Here is a 19446-nt window from a genome sequence, read left to right on the forward strand (position 1 = left end):
TTAGTTCTCCAGCTGCTTCAGAATACGATTCACTTTATCAAAGGTTTCCTGATATTCCGCCTCAACCTGACTGTCGGCGACAATGCCGCCGCCCGCAGAGCAGTACAGGGTGCCGTTGCTGGCCGTCAGGGTGCGAATGGTGATGCTGGTATCCATAGTCCCGCACAGGCTGATATAGCCGATGCTTCCGCACCAGGCGTTGCGGCGATGTGGCTCCAGCTCATCGATAATCTCCATTGCGCGGACCTTTGGCGCACCGGTGATGGAGCCGCCAGGAAACGCCGCGCGAAGCAGATCGCAGGCCGAGCGCGACGCGGGCAGACGCGCGGTAACGGTGCTGACCAGATGATGTACCGCCGGGAAAGGCTCCACGACGAACAGCTCCGGCACTCGCACGCTGCCCGGCTCGGCGACGCGGCCGATATCATTGCGCATCAGGTCGACAATCATCAGGTTTTCAGCCCGGTCTTTCGGCGAGGCCGCCAGCTTTTCCGCCTGCTGGCGGTCGGCATCCGGATCGGCAAGGCGCGGCAGGGTGCCCTTAATCGGGCGTGTCTGAATAATACCTTCCGCCAGATGAATAAAACGCTCGGGCGACAGGCTGAGGATCGCGCCGCGTTCAAGGCGTAAAAACGCGCTGAACGGGGCCTTATTGCTGGCATTAAGGCGGGTGAACGCCTGCCACTCGTCCCCGCGGTACGCGGCCTGGAAACGCTGGGCAAGGTTAACCTGATAGCAGTCACCGCTTTGCAGATAGGCCTGTACGCGGGAGAATTTTTCCGCGTAGTCCGCGGCGGTCATGTTCGAGCGCCAGCCGGAGGCAAGCCTGAATGGTTCCACCGGAGCGGGACGTTGCGCCTCAAGCCAGGCCAGACGTGCCTGCACGTCACCATGGCATAACAGGGAAACCGTCTGTTTGCGGTGATCCACGATCAGCGCCCAGTCATACAGCCCCACCGCCATATCGGGCAGGGAAATATCCGCCAGCGCCCGTCCGGGCAGCGTTTCAAAGCGGCGGCCCAGATCGTAGCCAAACAGGCCCAGGGCGCCACCCTGGAACGGGAGATCCGGGTTTGGGGCGGCTGATAATCCCAGCGCGCCGATCTCCTCCTGAAGCCGCATCAGCGGATCGTCCGTCGGTAAAAGGCTTTCGGTGGTCAGCGTCTTTACCGGGTCGGCTACCAGAATATCGAAACGGCTGTAGGGGTGATCCGCATGGCCCGAGTGCAGCAGCATGGCGAAGGGAAGATGGCTCAGACGAGAAAACCAGAACTCGGCGGCGTCTTCACGCCAGGGCAAGGCAATAACTGTGGGGAAGCGCATGTTCATGTATGGCATACTACCGGGCAGCGTGAAATAATTAGCGCGAATAATTTAGCAGGAGTTGACGATGTTTGCAGGTTTACCTTCTCTCAGCCATGACCAGCAGCAGAAAGCTGTTGAGCGTATCCAGGAGCTGATGTCCCAGGGGATGAGCAGCGGACAGGCGATTTCCCAGGTCGCGGAAGAACTTCGCGCCACCCATACCGGCGAGCGGATCGTGGCGCGTTTTGAGGATGAAGATGAAGAGTAACGGGCTTACACCGCCGCGATAATCTTGATCTCTACCTTATATTCCGGTTTCATCAGCGCGGCCTGTACGGTACAGCGTACAGGCGCGTGACCTGCCACCACCCACGCATCCCAGGCTTTGTTCATTGCCGCGAAATCGTCCTTATTTGCCAGGAAAATCGTCGCATCCAGAATGCGGGATTTGTCGCTGCCCTGTTTTTCCAGCACGGCGTCGATCTGCGCCAGGGTGTTCGCGGTCTGCTCGAAGGCGTCGGCGTCCAGATTAGCGGGCACGCCGGTGTAGTAGAGCGTCTGGTTGTGGATCACCACATCAGACCAGCGGGCTTCGGCATCAATGCGCACAATAGTCATAAACGTATCCTCGTTATTTTTCGTCGTCAGCCGGCAAGACTGCCATATTGTTCCGCCGTCGTCACTATTTGGGGTGGCACAGGAGAGGATGGACTGACATAATCCCTGTGCAAAAATACAGTGAGAGAACACCGTGGCAGACGATTTTTCCCCAGAAGGTCAGTTAGCACAGGCTATTCCCGGCTTTAAGCCGCGTGAACCCCAGCGTCAGATGGCGCATGCCGTCGCGCACGCCATCGACAAGGCGCAGCCTCTGGTGGTGGAGGCCGGAACCGGCACGGGGAAAACCTACGCTTACCTCGCGCCTGCGCTGCGGGCGAAAAAGAAGGTAATCATCTCTACGGGATCAAAAGCGCTACAGGACCAGCTCTACAGCCGTGACCTGCCGACGGTGGCGAAAGCGCTGAAATACAAAGGCCGTCTGGCCCTGCTGAAAGGGCGTTCTAACTACCTCTGCCTGGAGCGGCTCGAACAGCAGGCGCTGGCGGGAGGCGATTTGCCGGTGCAAACCCTGAGCGATGTGATTGTCCTGCGCGCCTGGGCCAACCAGACGGAGGAGGGGGATATTAGCACCTGCGCGAGCGTGCCGGAAGACTCCCCCGCCTGGCCGCTGGTGACCAGCACCAACGATAACTGCCTCGGCAGCGACTGTCCGCTGTATAAAGACTGCTTTGTGGTGAAAGCGCGCAAAACCGCCATGGATGCGGATGTGGTGGTGGTCAACCATCACCTGTTCCTCGCCGATATGGTGGTGAAAGACAGCGGCTTTGGGGAACTCATTCCCGAAGCGGAGGTGATGATCTTCGATGAAGCCCACCAGCTGCCGGACATCGCCAGCCAGTATTTCGGCCAGTCGCTCTCAAGCCGCCAGCTTCAGGATCTGGCGAAAGATTTCACCATTGCCTATCGCACCGAATTAAAAGACACCCAGCAGCTGCAAAAGTGCGCCGATCGCCTGGCGCAGTGCGCGCAGGACTTCCGTTTACAGCTCGGCGAGCCGGGCTATCGCGGCAACCTGCGCGAACTGCTCGCAGACAAAAACATTCAGCGCGCGCTGCTGCTGCTCGATGACGCTCTTGAGCTCTGCTACGACGTGGCGAAGCTGTCTCTCGGACGCTCCGCCCTGCTGGACGCCGCCTTTGAGCGCGCCACGCTCTATCGCGGGCGGCTGAAGCGGCTGAAGGAGATTAACCAGCCGGGGTACAGCTACTGGTATGAATGCACCTCTCGCCACTTCACCCTGGCGCTGACGCCGCTGACCGTTGCCGATAAGTTCAAAGAGGTGATGGCGCAAAAGCCCGGCACCTGGGTCTTTACCTCCGCCACGCTGTCCGTCAATGACGATCTGCACCACTTTACCGAACGCCTCGGCATCGAGCAGGCAGAATCCCTGCTTCTGCCGAGCCCTTTTGACTATGAAAAACAGGCGCTGCTGTGCGTGCCGCGCAATCTGCCGCTGCCGAATCAGCCGGGGGCGGCTCGCCATCTGGCGGCAATGCTTAAGCCGATGATTGAGGCCAACAACGGCCGCTGCTTTATGCTCTGTACCTCTCACGCCATGATGCGCGATCTGGCCGAGCAGTTCCGCGCCACCATGACCCTGCCGGTGCTGTTGCAGGGAGAAACCAGCAAAGGCCAGCTGCTCCAGCAGTTCGTCAGCGCCGGTAACGCCCTGCTGGTGGCAACCAGCAGCTTCTGGGAAGGGGTGGACGTGCGCGGCGATACGCTCTCGCTGGTGATTATCGATAAACTGCCGTTCACCTCGCCGGACGACCCGCTGCTGAAAGCGCGCATGGAGGATTGCCGCCTGCGCGGGGGCGATCCGTTCGACGACGTTCAGCTGCCGGACGCGGTAATTACCCTTAAACAGGGGGTAGGGCGCCTGATCCGCGACGTTACCGATCGTGGCGTGCTGGTTATCTGCGACAACCGCCTGGTGATGCGCCCCTACGGTGCCACCTTCCTTGCCAGCCTGCCGCCCGCGCCGCGCACGCGGGATATTAAACGCGCGGTTCGCTTCCTGGCGAACCCAACGGCGGAGTAATTCTCGCCGGAGTGTGTTAAGATGCGCGCCATTTTGTGACTGACCATTGCGAGAGCGCGACGACTGATGCGAATTCTGGCTATTGATACCGCGACAGAGGCCTGTTCCGTTGCCCTGTGGAACGACGGAACGATCTTTGCTCATTTCGAAGAGTGCCCACGGGAACACACCCAGCGTATTCTGCCCCTGGTGAAAACCATTTTAACCGAGGGCAACGCCGCCCTGGCCGATCTCGACGCGCTGGCCTATGGCCGTGGGCCGGGCAGCTTCACGGGCGTACGTATCGGGATTGGCATTGCGCAGGGGCTGGCGCTGGGCGCCGAGCTGCCGATGATCGGCGTCTCTACGCTTGCAACGATGGCTCAGGGCGCCTGGCGCATGACCGGGGCCACCCGCGTGCTGGCCGCGATTGATGCCCGCATGGGTGAAGTGTACTGGGCGGAATATACCCGCGATGAAAACGGCGTCTGGCACGGCGAAGAGACGGAAGCGGTGCTTAAGCCTGAAGCCATTACGGAACGCCTGAAGCAGCTCACCGGCGAGTGGGCAACGGTCGGAACCGGCTGGCCGGCATGGCCTGAGATGGCGAAGGATACCGGCATCACGCTGGTGGACGGCAACATGCTCCTGCCTGCCGCTGAAGATATGCTCCCGATCGCCGGTCAGCTGCTTACAGCAGGTAAAACCGTGGCGGTTGAACACGCTGAACCGGTTTATTTACGAAACACCGTCGCGTGGAAGAAACTTCCGGGCCGCGAGTGAATCTCAGTAACAGGAACTGAGAAAAAGGAGTCGCATCATGGCGGTTCAGACTAAAGTTGTACGCTTTTTTATGGCAGGCGCGTTTGCCATAGCGCTGAGCGGGTGCGTTACCGTTCCTGATGCGATTAAGGGCACCAGCCCGACGCCACAGCAGGATCTGGTACGCGTGATGAATGCCCCGGAGCTGTACGTTGGCCAGGAAGCGCGGTTTGGCGGCAAGGTGGTTGACGTCGTTAACCAGCAGGGTAAAACCCGCCTGGAAATTGCCACCGTCCCGCTGGACGGCGGCGCGCGGCCTGTTCTGGGTGAAGCCTCGCGCGGGCGGATCTACGCGGACGTTAGCGGCTTCCTCGACCCGGTTGATTTCCGTGGACAGCTGGTGACCGTTGTCGGCCCGATCACCGGTTCGGTGGCGGGTAAAATCGGCAATACGCCGTACAAATTTATGACCATGCAGGTTAACGGCTACAAGCGCTGGCGTATTGCCCAGCAGGTCGTCATGCCGCCGCAGCCGATCGACCCCTGGATGTGGGGCCCTCATCCGTACCGTTACGGCTACGGTGGCTGGGGCTGGTACACTCCGGGCCCTGCACAGGTACAAACCATCGTAACCGAGTAAGTTACTGTTATTGATAGAAAAGAGACAGCGGCTTAGCCGCTGTCTCTGTTTTTTACGGATAAAACGAAAAAAAAGAGTGACGCGCTTCGCAACCTGCAATCTGAACAATTAATAAACTGGTACGCTGAGTTAATATAATGTTAACAAACTGTTTATTATCGGGGCTGTGATGACGACGAACACTCATTTCAGAGGTGATGCATTGAAAAAGGTTTGGCTTAACCGTTATCCCGCGGATGTCCCTGCGGAGATCAATCCTGACCGTTATCAATCCCTGATTGAATTATTTGAACACTCGGTACGGCGTTACGCTGACCAGCCCGCATTTGTGAACATGGGCGAAGTGATGACCTTCCGTAAGCTGGAAGAGCGCAGCCGGGCGTTTGCGGCCTATTTACAGGAAGGGTTGGGGTTGCAGAAAGGGGATCGCGTCGCGCTGATGATGCCGAACCTGCTGCAGTATCCGGTGGCGCTGTTCGGGATCCTCAGGGCCGGGATGATCGTTGTGAACGTCAACCCGCTTTACACCCCGCGCGAGCTGGAGCATCAGCTGAATGACAGCGGTGCGGCGGCGATTGTCATCGTCTCCAACTTTGCCCACACGCTGGAAAAGGTGGTTGAAAGAACCCAGGTCAAACACGTTATCCTGACGCGCATGGGCGACCAGCTCTCTACCGCGAAAGGTACGCTGGTCAACTTTGTCGTCAAATACGTTAAGCGCCTGGTACCAAAATACCATCTGCCGGACGCCATCTCCTTCCGCCGCGCGCTGCATGCGGGCTACCGGATGCAGTACGTGAAGCCGGAAATCGTGGCGGAAGATCTGGCGTTTCTGCAATACACCGGTGGCACCACCGGCGTGGCTAAAGGGGCGATGCTGACCCATCGCAACATGCTGGCGAACCTTGAGCAGGTTAACGCCACCTACGGCCCGCTGCTGCACCCGGGCAAAGAGCTGGTGATCACCGCGCTTCCGCTGTATCACATTTTCGCCCTGACCATGAACTGCCTGCTGTTTATCGAGCTGGGCGGCCAGAACGTGCTGATCACAAACCCGCGCGACATCCCCGGCCTGGTTAAGGAGCTGGCGAAATACCCGTTCACCGCCATGACCGGCGTGAACACCCTGTTTAACGCGCTGCTTAACAACAAAGAGTTCCAGCAGCTCGATTTTTCCACGCTGCACCTTTCGGCCGGTGGCGGTATGCCCGTCCAGCAGGCGGTTGCCGAGCGCTGGGTGAAACTCACCGGGCAGTATCTGCTGGAAGGCTACGGCCTGACGGAGTGCGCGCCGCTGGTCAGCGTGAACCCGCACGATATTGACTACCACAGCGGCAGCATCGGCCTGCCGGTGCCGTCGACGGAAGCAAAGCTGGTGGACGATGAGGGCAACGAAGTGCCTCATGGCGAGCCCGGCGAGCTGTGCGTAAGAGGGCCGCAGGTGATGCTGGGCTACTGGCAGCGCCCGGATGCCACGGACGACATCATCAAAGACGGCTGGATCTACACCGGCGACATTGCGGTGATGGATGACGAAGGTTTCCTGCGCATCGTCGATCGCAAAAAAGACATGATCCTCGTTTCCGGCTTCAACGTCTATCCGAACGAAATTGAAGATGTGGTCATGCAGCACAGCGGCGTGCTGGAAGTGGCGGCAGTGGGCGTCCCGTCCGGCAGCAGCGGCGAAGCGGTGAAGATATTTGTGGTCAGGAAACAGGGTTCGCTGACGGAAGAGGAGCTGATAACCTTCTGTCGCCGTCACCTGACGGGATATAAAGTGCCGAAGCTGGTGGAATTCCGCGACGAGCTGCCGAAATCCAACGTCGGGAAGATATTACGACGAGAATTACGTGACGAAGCCCGTGCCAACGTGGACAATAAGGCCTGAGCTTCACGTTAATCGCCCAGACGCCGGTTAAGCCGGCGTTTTTTATGGGCGCAAACAAAAGAGAGTCCGATTTGAATTACCAGATGATCACTACCAACGACGAGCTGGCTTCGCTGTGCGAGGTGACGCGTGATTTCCCCGCTATCGCCCTGGATACGGAATTTGTCCGCACCCGAACGTACTACCCCCAGCTGGGTCTGATTCAGATGTATGACGGCAAACACGTGTCGTTGATTGACCCCCTTGGCATCACCGACTGGGCGCCAATGCGCGAGCTGTTGCTTGATACCGCCGTAACGAAATATCTGCATGCAGGCAGTGAAGATCTGGAAGTATTCCTCAACACCTTTGGCATCATGCCGCAGCCGCTGATTGATACCCAGATCCTCGCGGCGTTCAGCGGTCGTCCGCTCTCCTGGGGCTTTGCGGCGATGGTGGAAGAGTACACCGGCCTGACGCTCGATAAGAGCGAATCCCGCACCGACTGGCTGGCGCGTCCGCTGACCGCGCGCCAGCTTGAATATGCTGCGGCAGACGTGTTCTACCTGCTGCCGATCGCCGGCCAGCTAATGAAGGAGGCGGAAGCCTCCGGCTGGCTGGACGCCGCGCTGGACGAGTGCCGCATGACCCAGCAGCGTCGTCAGGAAGTCGTTGACCCGAAAGAGGCCTGGCGTGATATCACCAACGCCTGGCAGCTGCGCACGCGCCAGCTGGCCTGCCTGCAGCTGCTGGCCGACTGGCGCCTGCGTAAAGCGCGCGAGCGTGACCTGGCGGTTAATTTCGTGGTGCGCGAAGAGCATCTGTGGGCCGTAGCGCGCTACATGCCGGGCAGTCTTGGCGAGCTGGACAGCATCGGCCTTTCCGGGAGCGAGATCCGCTTCCACGGCAAAACCCTGCTCGCGCTGGTTGAGAAAGCCCGGCAGCTGCCGGAAGAGGCGCTGCCGGAGCCGCTGCTAAACCTGATGGATATGCCGGGCTACCGCAAAGCGTTCAAGGATATCAAAGCGCTGGTGCAGGCGGTGGCGAGCGAAAGCAGGCTGAGCGCGGAGCTGCTGGCTTCACGTCGGCAGATTAACCAGCTGCTGAACTGGCACTGGAAGTTAAAGCCGCAGAACGGCCTGCCGGAGCTGGTCGCGGGATGGCGGGGTGAACTGATGGCCGAACGCCTGAATACCCTGCTGGAAGGGTATCTGTGCTAACAAATATGCCGGGCATATACCCGGCATATTTCCCCGGTGGCGCTGCGCTTGCCGGGGTTACGAACCACAAACGATTTAACGTGACTCTTCCGCTTCCGGAAGCGTCACGTTCAGCTCCAGAATCGAAATATCCCCGTCTTTTTGCTCCAGCTGAACGGTGACCATTTCCGGGTCAATCTGCACGTATTTGCAGATCACTTCCAGAATGTCTTTACGCAGCTGCGGCAGGTAGTGCGGCTCGGCGTCGCTACGACGGCGCTCCGCAACGATGATTTGCAGACGTTCTTTTGCGATGTTGGCGGTGCTTTTTTTCCGCGAGAGAAAAAAGTCCAGTAATGCCATAACTTATCCTCCGAACAGGCGTTTGAGGAAACCTTTCTTCTCTTCTTCAATGAAGCGGAAAGGACGTTCTTCTCCCAGCAGACGGTCAACGGTATCCGCATACGCTTTACCCGCGTCTGCCTGTGTATCCAGAATCACCGGCTCGCCCTGGTTTGATGCGCGCAGCACGGACTGATCTTCCGGGATGACGCCAACCAGCTTGATGCGCAGGATCTCCAGCACGTCTTCCATGCTCAGCATGTCACCTTTATTCACGCGGCCCGGGTTGTAGCGGGTCAGCAGAAGGTGCTCTTTGATCGGCTCCTGGCCATTTTCCGCGCGGCGGGATTTTGAGGCCAGAATGCCGAGAATACGGTCGGAGTCACGTACCGACGATACTTCCGGGTTGGTGGTGATGATGGCTTCATCCGCGAAGTAAAGCGCCATCAGCGCGCCGGTTTCTATACCGGCAGGGGAGTCGCAGACCACGAAGTCGAACTCCATTTTTTTCAGATCGTCGAGCACCTTCTCCACGCCTTCGCGGGTCAGGGCATCTTTATCGCGGGTCTGTGACGCCGGGAGAATGTAGAGGTTCTCGGTGCGCTTGTCTTTAATCAACGCCTGGTTAAGGGTGGCATCGCCCTGAATGACGTTCACGAAGTCATACACCACGCGACGCTCGCAGCCCATAATCAGGTCCAGGTTACGCAGACCGATATCGAAGTCGATTACGACGGTTTTCTTTCCCTTCTGGGCCAAACCAGTAGCGATGGCCGCGCTGGAGGTGGTCTTGCCAACGCCTCCTTTACCCGAAGTCACAACAATAATGCGTGCCATAGAAATTCCTTGTTAAAAGGGATCAATTTAACGGTTGAACGGTCAAAGCGTTGTCTGCCAGCTGCAGACGGGCCGCTTTGCCATAAAATTCGGCTGGGATTTTATCGCTCAGCCAATATTCACCTGCGATAGACACCAGTTCTGCCGTCAGGTGAGTACAAAATATTTGTGCTTCTCGATCGCCGCTGGCACCCGCAAGCGCACGTCCACGCATCATACCGTAAACGTGAATATTGCCATCTGCAATCAGTTCAGCGCCCGCGCTGACGTGGCTTGTAACGATCAGATCACAGTTTGGCGCATAAATGCGCTGACCGGAACGAACCGGCAGATCAATCAATCGCGTTTTTGTGACAGCGGTTACGTTTTGCGCCGGAGGCGGGGGAACGGGAACGGTTGCAGGCGCTGCGCGGGGGGCTTTTTCTTTGCCTTCGCTCAGCAGCGGCAAACCTGCCCGGTCAATTTCGGCTTTCAGCTCAGCGTCTTTGCAGCCGCTGATGCCCACGATGCGCAACCCCGTTGAGGCGACGGCCTGCTGGAGTCGCTTCCAGTTCACCGGACCCTCAAGGTCGCTTACATTGATGACGACGGGCGCATGCTTAAGAAAAGCGGGAGCCTGCGCGATTTTGTCTTCTAACGCCTGACGAATAACCTCGGGTTTTGCATCATGCAAATGAACCACTGATAAGGTGAAGCTACTGCCTTTAAGCTCGATGGGCGTATTTGACATCCTGGCCTTACTCAATTTGCTATTAACCGCAACACATCGCCGCGATATTCCGAAGAGTATCAGGCATGTTATAGTCAGGAGTATATTGAGGCAAGCAACCACCCGTTAATTCAGAGTAAAAACATGTTTTGTGTGATCTACAGAAGTACCAGCCGCGACCAGACCTATCTTTATGTCGAAAAGAAAGACGATTTTTCCCGCGTGCCGGAAGAATTAATGAAAAGCTTTGGCCGACCGCAGCTGGCGATGCTGCTGCCGCTGGATGGCCGCAAGAAGCTGGTCAATGCCGATCTGGAAAAAGTGAAAAAGGCATTAGCGGATCAAGGCTATTATTTACAGCTTCCGCCACCGCCGGAGAATTTATTAAAACAGCATCTTGAGGCGAGCGGAAAGAAATAACTCCCGCTCTTTCCGGGATCAACTTCTCAACCGATTAGGGGTCGACCATGTATCAACATCATAACTGGCAAGGTGCATTACTGGATTATCCCGTCAGCAAAGTGGTCTGCGTGGGCAGCAACTATGCGAAACATATTCAGGAGATGGGCAGCGCCGTGCCGGAGGAGCCGGTTCTGTTTATCAAGCCAGAAACCGCGCTGTGCGATATTCGCCAGCCGCTGGTGCTCCCGCAGGGGCTTGGCTCGGTGCATCATGAAGTGGAGCTGGCGGTGCTGATAGGCGCGACGCTACGCCAGGCCACCGAAGATCACGTGCAGAAAGCGATTGCGGGTTACGGTGTTGCGCTGGATCTGACCCTGCGCGACGTGCAGGGTAAAATGAAGAAGGCGGGGCAGCCGTGGGAAAAAGCCAAGGGTTTTGATAATTCCTGCCCCATCTCCGGTTTCGTTCCGGTAAGCGAATTTACCGACGATCCGCAGAACACGACGCTCAGCCTGACGGTCAACGGCGCGGTCCGCCAGCAGGGCACCACCGCTGACATGATCCACAAAATCGTCCCGCTGATTGCCTACATGAGCCGCTTCTTCACCCTGAAGCCCGGCGATGTGATCCTCACCGGCACCCCGGAAGGCGTGGGTCCCCTGCACAGCGGCGACGAACTGGACATCAGCTTTAACGGCCTGTCGCTGAAAACCCGCGTGCTGTAAAAGCGCCTTGCCGCCCGAAAAGGGCGGCAAAACTTGCATCAACGTGCCAGACTCGTTATAAGGTGCGCTCTATTTTGACGTGTGGACATCCTGATGAACGATATTCCTTTCTGGCAAAGCAAAACTCTCGACGACATGACCGATGCGGAGTGGGAATCGTTGTGTGACGGCTGCGGGCAGTGCTGCCTGCATAAGCTGATGGATGAAGATTCGGACGAAATCTATTTCACCAACGTAGCCTGCAGGCAGCTAAACATCAAAACCTGCCAGTGCCGCAACTACGAGCGCCGTTTCGAATACGAACCGGACTGCATCAAACTAACCCGTGAAAACCTGCCGACCTTCGAGTGGCTGCCGCACACCTGCGCCTATCGCCTGCTGGCGGAAGGAAAGGATCTCCCGGCGTGGCACCCGCTGCTGACGGGATCCAAAGCGGCGATGCACGGCGAACGTATTTCCGTGCGCCACATTGCGGTGAAAGAGTCTGAGGTGCGGGACTGGGAAGACCACATTCTGAATCATCCCAACCGTTGATAATAAAAAAAACCGCCGAGGCGGTTTTTTATTGGGGTGCGGCCTGGATGCCCTCACCCCAACCCTCTTCCACGGGAGAGGGCGCAAAAACTAAAAACGGCAACTATCGTTGCCGTTTTGCTTTTACCTTCCGAACAAATCGCGTTTCTTCGGCCTGAACGGCTGGGCAATCAGTACCAGCAGCGCCACCACGAAGTAGGCGACAAAAATGCCTACCAGCCACTGCGGCATCTCCAGCGTCAGAAATTCCCACTGGCGAACGGAGCAGTCTCCGGACGCGACAAACACCTGCGGCAGCCATTTATCCAGCGGCAGCCAGCTCGGGAAGCGGGCAGCAAAATCGCAGGTCATAAACGGTGAAGGGTGAAGCTGCATCTGGGTATGCTCCCAGGCAAGCGCAATCCCTTTCCAGGCGCTGTACAGCCAGATGGCAATCGCCCCATAGCGTAACGGCGTGTTGGGGGCAATCGCACCGACCAGACCCGCGCCCATAATGCCGAACAGCGCACAGCGCTCATATATACACAGCACGCATGGTTTCAGCCCCATCACATGCTGAAACCACAGCGCGACCATTTCCAGCGCGAAGGCGGTCAGGGCCATCAACAACCAGGCTCCGCGACCGCGTGAGCACTGGTTCAAAAATCGCAACATAATCATTTCCCTGGAACATGCTTAGAAAGCGCAGTGTAAACGAATTTTAATGCGCCGCAAGTATACCCGCTTGTAACAGCCATTGCGTACAGGGAACGAGAGTAATTTTGATGCAAAGCAAACCAACAAGGGTGAGCACCAGCGTATACGGCAGCGCCATCCAGACCATTCTTCCATAAGAAAGACGTATGAGTGGCGCCAGCGCCGAGGTCAGCAGGAACAGGAATGCCGCCTGGCCGTTCGGTGTCGCAACGGAGGGCAGGTTGGTCCCGGTGTTGATGGCTACCGCCAGCAGCTCAAACTGCCCGGTGCTGACGATCCCTTGCTCCATCGCCGCTTTGGCTTCGTTGATATACACCGTTCCGACGAAGACGTTATCGGATATCGAGGACAGCAGGCCGTTGAAGAGATAGAACAGCGTAAGCTGCGAGTCCGGCGAGGCCTGAAGCACAAACGCGATAATCGGCGCGAACAGATGCTGGTCAATAATCACCGCCACGACGGCGAAAAACACCGCCAGCAGGGCGGTAAACGGCAGCGCCTCGGTAAACGCTTTGCCGATGGCATGTTCATCCGTTACGCCGCCGAAGCTGGTCGCGAGAATAATCACCGACAAACCAATTAACCCGACTTCCGCAAGGTGGAAGGCCAGCGCCGCGATAAGCCACACGCCGATGATGCCCTGCGCAATCAGGCGCAGCGTCTCCTGACGCGTGCGCTGCTTGCGGCTCTGCTCGTCAAACTTATGCAGCTCCGTGCGGACCGGCTCGGGCAGCCGAGCGCCATAGCCAAAGAGGTTGAATTTTTCGACCAGCACGCAGGTCGCTAAGCCGCAGATCAGCACCGGCACGCTGACCGGCGCCATGCGCAGGAAAAACTCGCCAAAATGCCACTCTGCCGCTTTGGCGATAATCAGGTTTTGCGGCTCCCCGACCATGGTCATCACGCCGCCGAGCGCCGTACCCACGCCCGCATGCATCATCAGGCTGCGCAGAAACGCGCGGAACTGTTCCAGCACCTCGCGGTTATGGGCCTCAACGTGGCTGTCGTCCTGCAGGCTTTCGCCGGGGCGAGACGAAGCCACCCGGTGGTAAATACCGTAAAAACCGACGGCGACGCTGATGACAACCGCCACCACCGTCAGGGCATCCAGGAAGGCCGAAAGGAAGGCCGCGGCGAGACAAAACGCCAGCGAGAGCAGCGTTTTTGACGGAATGCTCAGCAACAGGCGGGTGAAGATAAACAGCAGCAGCTGCTTCATAAAGTAGATCCCGGCCACCATAAAGATCAGCAGCAGCAGGACCTCAAGGTTCGACGCAATCTCGTTTTTAACGTGCTCCGCGCTGGTCATGCCGATCGCCACGGCTTCCAGCGCCAGCAGGCCGCCGGGCAGCAGCGGATAGCACTTCAGCGCCATCGCCAGGGTAAAGATAAACTCGGCAACCAGCAGCCACCCGGCAACAAAGGGGTTCATTAAAAAGACTACGGGATTGACGATCAGGAATACCAGTAGAGTGAGTTTGTACCAGTCAGGTGACTGGCCTAAAAAGTTGCGCCACAGCGCGCGGCCAAATGAAATTTCCACGACAGACGTCCTTTCCCCGTCAAGTAAGACAAGACATCAGTATACGCAAAATGGCGGCGGAGAGGGGGATAAAGCCCGTTTGTAAATTTCATAAAAATGAAACGTCGATCCCTCTTTTCTGCCTCTGCTGCGCTATCTGCCTCTGTCCGCCTCTGGTATGATGAGTGCAATTTGCTAAAAGCTGTGTAATGGAAATCTCACTATGGTCATTAAGGCGCAGAGCCCGGCGGGTTTCGCGGAAGAGTACATCATTGAAAGCATCTGGAATAATCGTTTCCCTGCGGGATCAATTCTACCTGCTGAACGCGAACTCTCTGAACTGATTGGCGTCACCCGTACCACGCTGCGAGAAGTGCTCCAGCGTCTGGCGCGCGATGGCTGGTTGACGATACAGCATGGCAAACCCACTAAAGTGAACAACTTCTGGGAAACGTCCGGGCTGAATATTCTGGAAACGCTGGCGCGTCTCGATCACGAAAGCGTACCGCAGCTGATTGATAATCTGCTTTCGGTGCGTACCAACATCGCCACCATTTTTATCCGCACCGCGTTTCGCCAGCATCCTGAAGATGCCCTGAAGGTGCTCGCCACCGCCAACGAGGTGGAAGACCACGCGGACGCTTTTGCAACCCTCGACTACAACGTGTTCCGCGGTCTGGCGTTTGCGTCCGGCAATCCGATTTATGGTCTGATCCTGAACGGCATGAAGGGGCTGTATACGCGCATTGGCCGTCACTACTTTGCCAACCCTGAAGCCCGCAGCCTGGCGCTCGGCTTCTACCATAAGCTGAGCAAGCTCTGCACCGAAGGGCTGCACGATCAGGTCTATGAAACGGTACGTCGCTACGGTCACGACTCCGGGGAAATCTGGCACCGGATGCAGAAAACCCTGCCGGGCGATCTGGCCATTCAGGGCCGCTGAAATAAAAAACCTCTCGGCTGAGAGGTTTTTTTTCGCCCGCTGGCGCTACAGCGTATTCAGACGCGCCGGACACCGCTCCAGCAGCTCCACGCTGCCGTCTTCGTTCTGCTGTTCCAGCAATACGTCAAATCCCCACAGGCGATGCACGTGCTTCAGCACTTCCTTACGCCCTTTATCCAGCGGCGCGCGGTTGTGCGGGATATAGCGCAGCGTCAGAGAGCGGTCGCCGCGCAGATCCACGTTCCAGACCTGAATATTCGGCTCCAGGTTGCTCAGGTTGTACTGAGACGACAGGCGCGAGCGGATCTCGCGATAGCCCTCTTCGTTATGGATCGCGGAGATTTCAAGGAAGTTGTTGCGGTCATCGTCCAGCACGGTGAAGAAGCGGAAATCACGCATGATCTTCGGCGACATAAACTGGCTGATGAAGCTCTCATCCTTGAAATCACGCATCGCGAAGTGCAGCGTTTCCAGCCAGTCGGAGCCCGCAATATCCGGGAACCAGTATTTATCCTCTTCCGTTGGCGACTGGCAGATGCGCTTGATGTCCTGGAACATGGCAAAGCCGAGCGCGTACGGGTTGATGCCGCTGTACCACGGGCTGTTATAGGCCGGCTGGAACACCACGTTGGTGTGGCTGTGCAGAAACTCCATCATAAACCGCTCGGTGACTTTTCCTTCGTCATACAGGTGGTTAAGAATGGTGTAGTGCCAGAAGGTTGCCCAGCCCTCATTCATGACCTGGGTCTGCTTCTGGGGATAGAAATACTGGCTCACCTTGCGCACGATACGCAGGATCTCGCGCTGCCATGGCTCCAGCAGCGGGGCGTTCTTCTCCATAAAGTAGAGCAGGTTTTCCTGCGGCTCGGAAGGGTAGCGGCGCGCCTCGGCGACGGTTTTCTCCTCCTCGCGTTTCGGCAGGGTGCGCCACAGCATGTTCACTTGGCTTTGCAGGTACTCCTCGCGGCTCTTCTGCCGGGCTTTCTCTTCCTGCAACGAAATCTTCTGCGGGCGCTTATAGCGGTCAACGCCGTAGTTCATCAGCGCGTGGCAGGAGTCCAGCAGCTTCTCCACCTCGTCCACGCCGTAGCGCTCTTCGCAGTCGGTAATGTATTTACGGGCAAAGATCAGGTAATCGACGATGGAGCTGGCGTCCGTCCAGCTGCGGAACAGATAGTTGTTTTTGAAGAACGAGTTATGCCCGTAGCAGGCATGCGCCATCACCAGCGCCTGCATGGTAATGGTGTTCTCCTCCATCAGGTAGGCGATACACGGGTTGGAGTTAATGACGATTTCATACGCCAGCCCCTGCTGCCCGTGCTTATAGAGCCGCTCTGTCTCAATGAATTTTTTCCCGAACGACCAGTGGGGATAGTTAATCGGCATCCCGACGCTGGAGTAGGCGTCCATCATCTGTTCGGAGGTGATGACCTCAATTTGATGGGGATAGGTATCCAGACGATAGAGTTTTGCCACCCGGTCGATCTCCGCCAGGTAGACATCCAGCAACTCGAAGGTCCAGTCGGGTCCATCGCTCAGACGGGTGCTGTCCCTGGACATGGAATCTATTGTAGCCATTAGCGCGCCCTCGTTGTTGGTAGCTCTCTCTGTCTGGAGAGCCTCCTTTCAAGCATAGATCACCCCATTCAAATACGCGGGACGCAGAAAATTTTTTCTTTGCGATTTCGCGTTTTCAATGCGGCAAAAAAAGCGGTGCTCACAGAATTTTCTACTGGTTAAAAATAACGCGCAGCAGGAGATGCCAAATAAGCGCTATCCCCTGATACAGAGGGATATGTGAGTTAAGTCACCATAAAAAAGTCATATGTTGAATAATATTTTCAACTAGGTTATCAATCTGTAATTAGATGATTGTTCTTTTGCACATAATGGAGTGGCTATGCGTGTTGTCATACTGGGAAGTGGCGTCGTTGGCGTAACCAGCGCCTGGTATTTAAGTCAGGCGGGACATGAGGTTACCGTTATCGATCGCGAATCCGGTCCGGCGATGGAAACCAGCGCGGCGAATGCCGGGCAAATCTCCCCGGGCTATGCAGCGCCGTGGGCGGCGCCGGGCGTACCGCTGAAGGCAATTAAGTGGATGTTCCAGCGCCATGCGCCGCTGGCGATCGGCCTGGACGGCACGCAGTTCCAGCTTAAGTGGATGTGGCAGATGCTGCGTAACTGCGACACGCGCCACTACATGGAAAACAAAGGGCGCATGGTGCGCCTGGCGGAGTACAGCCGCGATTGCCTGAAGGCGCTGCGCACCGCAACGGGTATAGAGTACGAGGGGCGCCAGGGCGGCACGCTCCAGCTGTTCCGCACCGCGCAACAGTATGAAAACGCCACCCGCGACATCGCCGTGCTTGAAGACGCGGGCGTCCCTTACCAGCTGCTCGAAGCCAGCCAGCTGGCGCAGGTGGAGCCGGCGCTGGCAGAGGTGGCCCACAAGCTGACGGGCGGCCTGCGCTTACCCAATGATGAAACCGGCGACTGCCAGCTTTTCACCCAGCGTCTGGCGCAGATGTGCGAGCAGGCCGGAGTGACGTTCCGCTTCAACACTTCGGTCGACAAGCTCCTGTCGGAAGGGGAAAAGATTTACGGCGTGAAGTGTGGCGACGAGGTGATCAAGGCCGACGCCTACGTGATGGCGTTTGGTTCATACTCCACCGCGATGCTGAAGGGCATTCTGGATATTCCGGTCTACCCGCTTAAGGGCTATTCCCTGACCATTCCGGTAAAAGAGGACAGCGGCGCGCCGGTCTCTACCATCCTGGATGAAACCTACAAAATTGCGATCACCCGCTTTGACAACCGCATCCGCGTTGGCGGCATGGCGGAAATTGTCGGCTTCAATACCGAACTGCTCAAGCCGCGTCGTGAAACGCTGGAGATGGTGGTGGGCGATCTCTTCCCGCGCGGCGGCTTCATTGAACAGGCGACGTTCTGGACCGGACTGCGTCCGATGACGCCAGACGGCACGCCGATTGTGGGCCGTACGCCGTACAAAAACCTGTGGACCAACACCGGCCACGGCACGCTCGGCTGGACCATGGCCTGCGGCTCCGGTCAGCTGCTGAGCGACCTGATCTCCGGGCGCACGCCGGCAATTCCGTTTGACGATCTGAGCGCTGCACGCTATCAATCAGGGTTTACCCCATCGCGCCACCAGCACCTGCACGGCGCGCATAATTAAGGAGTCGTCATGTCCCGTCCAATTCTGGCTCAGCTGGATTTGCAGGCGCTGAAGGACAACCTGCAAATTGTTCGCCGTGCTGCGCCAGGTTCCCGCGTCTGGTCGGTGGTGAAAGCCAACGCCTACGGACATGGTATCGACCGTGTCTGGAGCGCGCTGGGCGCAACCGATGGATTTGCTTTACTCAATCTTGAAGAGGCCATCCTGCTGCGCGAGCGCGGCTGGAAGGGGCCGATTCTGCTGCTCGAAGGTTTTTTCCACGCGGACGATCTGCCCCTGCTGGATAAGTACCGCCTGACCACCAGCGTCCACAGTAACTGGCAGATCAAGGCCATTCAGGACGCTAAGCTGCATGCCCCGCTGGATATCTATCTTAAGGTGAACAGCGGCATGAACCGCCTTGGCTTCCAGCCCGAGCGGGTGCATACGGTCTGGCAGCAGCTTCGCGCGCTGAAAAACGTCGGAGAGATGACCCTGATGGCGCACTTCGCCGATGCGGAAAAGCCAGACGGGATCGCCGATGCCATGGTGCGCATCGAACAGGCGGCAGAAGGGCTGGACTGTCCGCGCTCGCTGTCGAACTCGGCGGCCACCCTCTGGCATCCTGAGGCACACTACGACTGGGTGCGTCCGGGGATCGTTCTGTACGGGGCGTCCCCCTCCGGGCAGTGGCAGGATATCGCCAACAGCGGCCTCAAGCCGGTCATGACCCTGCGCAGCGAAATTATTGGCGTGCAGACGCTAAAAACGGGGGATTCGGTGGGCTATGGCAGCCGCTACCGGGCCTCGGGCGAACAGCGTATCGGTATCGTGGCGGGAGGCTACGCGGACGGGTATCCGCGCATCGCCCCGAGCGGCACGCCGGTGTGGATCGACGGCGTTCGCACGGGCACCGTGGGCACCGTTTCAATGGACATGCTGGCCGTAGATTTAACGCCGTGCCCGCAGGCGGGCATTGGTTCACCGGTTGAGCTGTGGGGCAACGAGGTCAAAATTGATGATGTGGCCGCCGCGGCGGGCACCGTCGGCTATGAGCTGATGTGCGCGCTGGCGCCGCGCGTGCCGGTTGTGACGGTGTAACGCACTCATGTTCCGGGTAAGCGCCTGCGCTTACCCGGAAAAA

20 protein-coding genes are annotated in these 19446 nt (G+C 57.9%); 12 read left to right on the forward strand and 8 right to left on the reverse strand.

Annotated features, from left to right (window positions below):
• Window positions 1-1329, reverse strand: coding sequence for an aminodeoxychorismate synthase component 1 (pabB, locus tag IM304_RS09015; protein WP_193354617.1), 1329 nt, complete (start codon window positions 1327-1329; stop codon window positions 1-3).
• Between the two features lie 61 nt (window positions 1330-1390).
• Here pabB and IM304_RS09020 point away from each other — a divergent pair, with 61 nt between their 5' ends.
• The gene (locus IM304_RS09020; protein ID WP_003859925.1) at window positions 1391-1573 is read left to right on the forward strand and encodes a YoaH family protein; all 183 of its coding nucleotides are present in this window, start codon (window positions 1391-1393) and stop codon (window positions 1571-1573) included.
• 5 nt (window positions 1574-1578) lie between these two features.
• On the opposite strand, the gene IM304_RS09025 is transcribed toward IM304_RS09020, so the two are convergent.
• A complete protein-coding gene (locus IM304_RS09025) occupies window positions 1579-1923 on the reverse strand; it encodes a RidA family protein (protein ID WP_148418035.1) in 345 nt (114 codons plus the stop codon).
• Window positions 1924-2056: 133 nt separating this feature from the next.
• On the opposite strand from IM304_RS09025, the gene IM304_RS09030 reads away from it, so the two are divergent.
• The 5 genes from IM304_RS09030 to rnd all read left to right on the forward strand — a co-directional run bounded on the left by IM304_RS09030 (window position 2057) and on the right by rnd (window position 8435).
• Window positions 2057-3967, forward strand: a complete 1911-nt coding sequence (locus IM304_RS09030; RefSeq protein ID WP_148418034.1) for an ATP-dependent DNA helicase — start codon at window positions 2057-2059, stop codon at window positions 3965-3967.
• A 66-nt stretch (window positions 3968-4033) separates the two neighbouring features.
• A complete protein-coding gene (gene tsaB / locus IM304_RS09035) occupies window positions 4034-4729 on the forward strand; it encodes a tRNA (adenosine(37)-N6)-threonylcarbamoyltransferase complex dimerization subunit type 1 TsaB (RefSeq protein ID WP_193354616.1) in 696 nt (231 codons plus the stop codon).
• A 37-nt stretch (window positions 4730-4766) separates the two neighbouring features.
• Window positions 4767-5348 (forward strand): Slp family lipoprotein, encoded by a 582-nt coding sequence (locus tag IM304_RS09040; protein ID WP_176610063.1) that lies wholly within the window; start codon window positions 4767-4769, stop codon window positions 5346-5348.
• A gap of 202 nt (window positions 5349-5550) precedes the next feature.
• Window positions 5551-7236 carry a long-chain-fatty-acid--CoA ligase FadD gene (fadD, locus tag IM304_RS09045; protein ID WP_193354614.1) on the forward strand — a complete coding sequence of 562 codons (1686 nt, stop codon included), beginning with the start codon at window positions 5551-5553 and terminating at the stop codon, window positions 7234-7236.
• 83 nt (window positions 7237-7319) lie between these two features.
• A complete protein-coding gene (gene rnd / locus IM304_RS09050) occupies window positions 7320-8435 on the forward strand; it encodes a ribonuclease D (RefSeq protein ID WP_193354721.1) in 1116 nt (371 codons plus the stop codon).
• A 75-nt stretch (window positions 8436-8510) separates the two neighbouring features.
• Here rnd and minE read toward each other — a convergent pair whose 3' ends face one another.
• From minE to minC, 3 genes are read right to left on the reverse strand one after another with little or no spacing between them, the layout of a single operon-like run.
• Window positions 8511-8777: a cell division topological specificity factor MinE gene (gene minE / locus IM304_RS09055; RefSeq protein ID WP_003859937.1), complete on the reverse strand. Its 267-nt coding sequence runs from the start codon at window positions 8775-8777 to the stop codon at window positions 8511-8513.
• 3 nt (window positions 8778-8780) lie between these two features.
• Window positions 8781-9593: a septum site-determining protein MinD gene (gene minD, locus IM304_RS09060; RefSeq protein WP_003859938.1), complete on the reverse strand. Its 813-nt coding sequence runs from the start codon at window positions 9591-9593 to the stop codon at window positions 8781-8783.
• Window positions 9594-9615: 22 nt separating this feature from the next.
• Window positions 9616-10323: a septum site-determining protein MinC gene (gene minC, locus IM304_RS09065; protein ID WP_148418030.1), complete on the reverse strand. Its 708-nt coding sequence runs from the start codon at window positions 10321-10323 to the stop codon at window positions 9616-9618.
• 123 nt (window positions 10324-10446) lie between these two features.
• On the opposite strand from minC, the gene IM304_RS09070 reads away from it, so the two are divergent.
• From IM304_RS09070 to IM304_RS09080, 3 genes are all read left to right on the forward strand, one after another.
• Window positions 10447-10722: a YcgL domain-containing protein gene (locus IM304_RS09070; RefSeq protein WP_148418029.1), complete on the forward strand. Its 276-nt coding sequence runs from the start codon at window positions 10447-10449 to the stop codon at window positions 10720-10722.
• Window positions 10723-10769: 47 nt separating this feature from the next.
• Window positions 10770-11429, forward strand: a complete 660-nt coding sequence (locus tag IM304_RS09075; protein ID WP_193354613.1) for a fumarylacetoacetate hydrolase family protein — start codon at window positions 10770-10772, stop codon at window positions 11427-11429.
• A gap of 93 nt (window positions 11430-11522) precedes the next feature.
• Complete coding sequence (locus tag IM304_RS09080; protein WP_193354611.1) at window positions 11523-11963, forward strand: YcgN family cysteine cluster protein; 441 nt, start codon at window positions 11523-11525, stop codon at window positions 11961-11963.
• Window positions 11964-12086: 123 nt separating this feature from the next.
• Here the strand turns inward: IM304_RS09080 and dsbB are convergent, their stop codons facing one another.
• Window positions 12087-12617 carry a disulfide bond formation protein DsbB gene (dsbB, locus tag IM304_RS09085; protein WP_148418026.1) on the reverse strand — a complete coding sequence of 177 codons (531 nt, stop codon included), beginning with the start codon at window positions 12615-12617 and terminating at the stop codon, window positions 12087-12089.
• A 46-nt stretch (window positions 12618-12663) separates the two neighbouring features.
• The gene (gene nhaB, locus IM304_RS09090; RefSeq protein WP_193354610.1) at window positions 12664-14202 is read right to left on the reverse strand and encodes a Na(+)/H(+) antiporter NhaB; all 1539 of its coding nucleotides are present in this window, start codon (window positions 14200-14202) and stop codon (window positions 12664-12666) included.
• 202 nt (window positions 14203-14404) lie between these two features.
• Between nhaB and fadR the strand changes: the two genes are divergently transcribed.
• Window positions 14405-15124: a fatty acid metabolism transcriptional regulator FadR gene (gene fadR, locus IM304_RS09095; RefSeq protein WP_148418024.1), complete on the forward strand. Its 720-nt coding sequence runs from the start codon at window positions 14405-14407 to the stop codon at window positions 15122-15124.
• A gap of 45 nt (window positions 15125-15169) precedes the next feature.
• Here the strand turns inward: fadR and IM304_RS09100 are convergent, their stop codons facing one another.
• On the reverse strand, window positions 15170-16702 hold the full coding sequence (locus IM304_RS09100; protein WP_176610066.1) for a SpoVR family protein: 1533 nt from the start codon (window positions 16700-16702) through the stop codon (window positions 15170-15172).
• A 322-nt stretch (window positions 16703-17024) separates the two neighbouring features.
• On the opposite strand from IM304_RS09100, the gene IM304_RS09105 reads away from it, so the two are divergent.
• Together IM304_RS09105 and dadX are read left to right on the forward strand one after the other, a co-directional pair.
• Window positions 17025-18323, forward strand: a complete 1299-nt coding sequence (locus tag IM304_RS09105; RefSeq protein WP_148418022.1) for a D-amino acid dehydrogenase — start codon at window positions 17025-17027, stop codon at window positions 18321-18323.
• A gap of 9 nt (window positions 18324-18332) precedes the next feature.
• Window positions 18333-19403 (forward strand): catabolic alanine racemase DadX, encoded by a 1071-nt coding sequence (dadX, locus tag IM304_RS09110; protein ID WP_193354608.1) that lies wholly within the window; start codon window positions 18333-18335, stop codon window positions 19401-19403.
• Window positions 19404-19446: the final 43 nt, after the last annotated feature.

The organism is Enterobacter cloacae complex sp. P40C2 (assembly GCF_014930695.1).
Lineage (GTDB): Bacteria > Pseudomonadota > Gammaproteobacteria > Enterobacterales > Enterobacteriaceae > Enterobacter > Enterobacter pasteurii.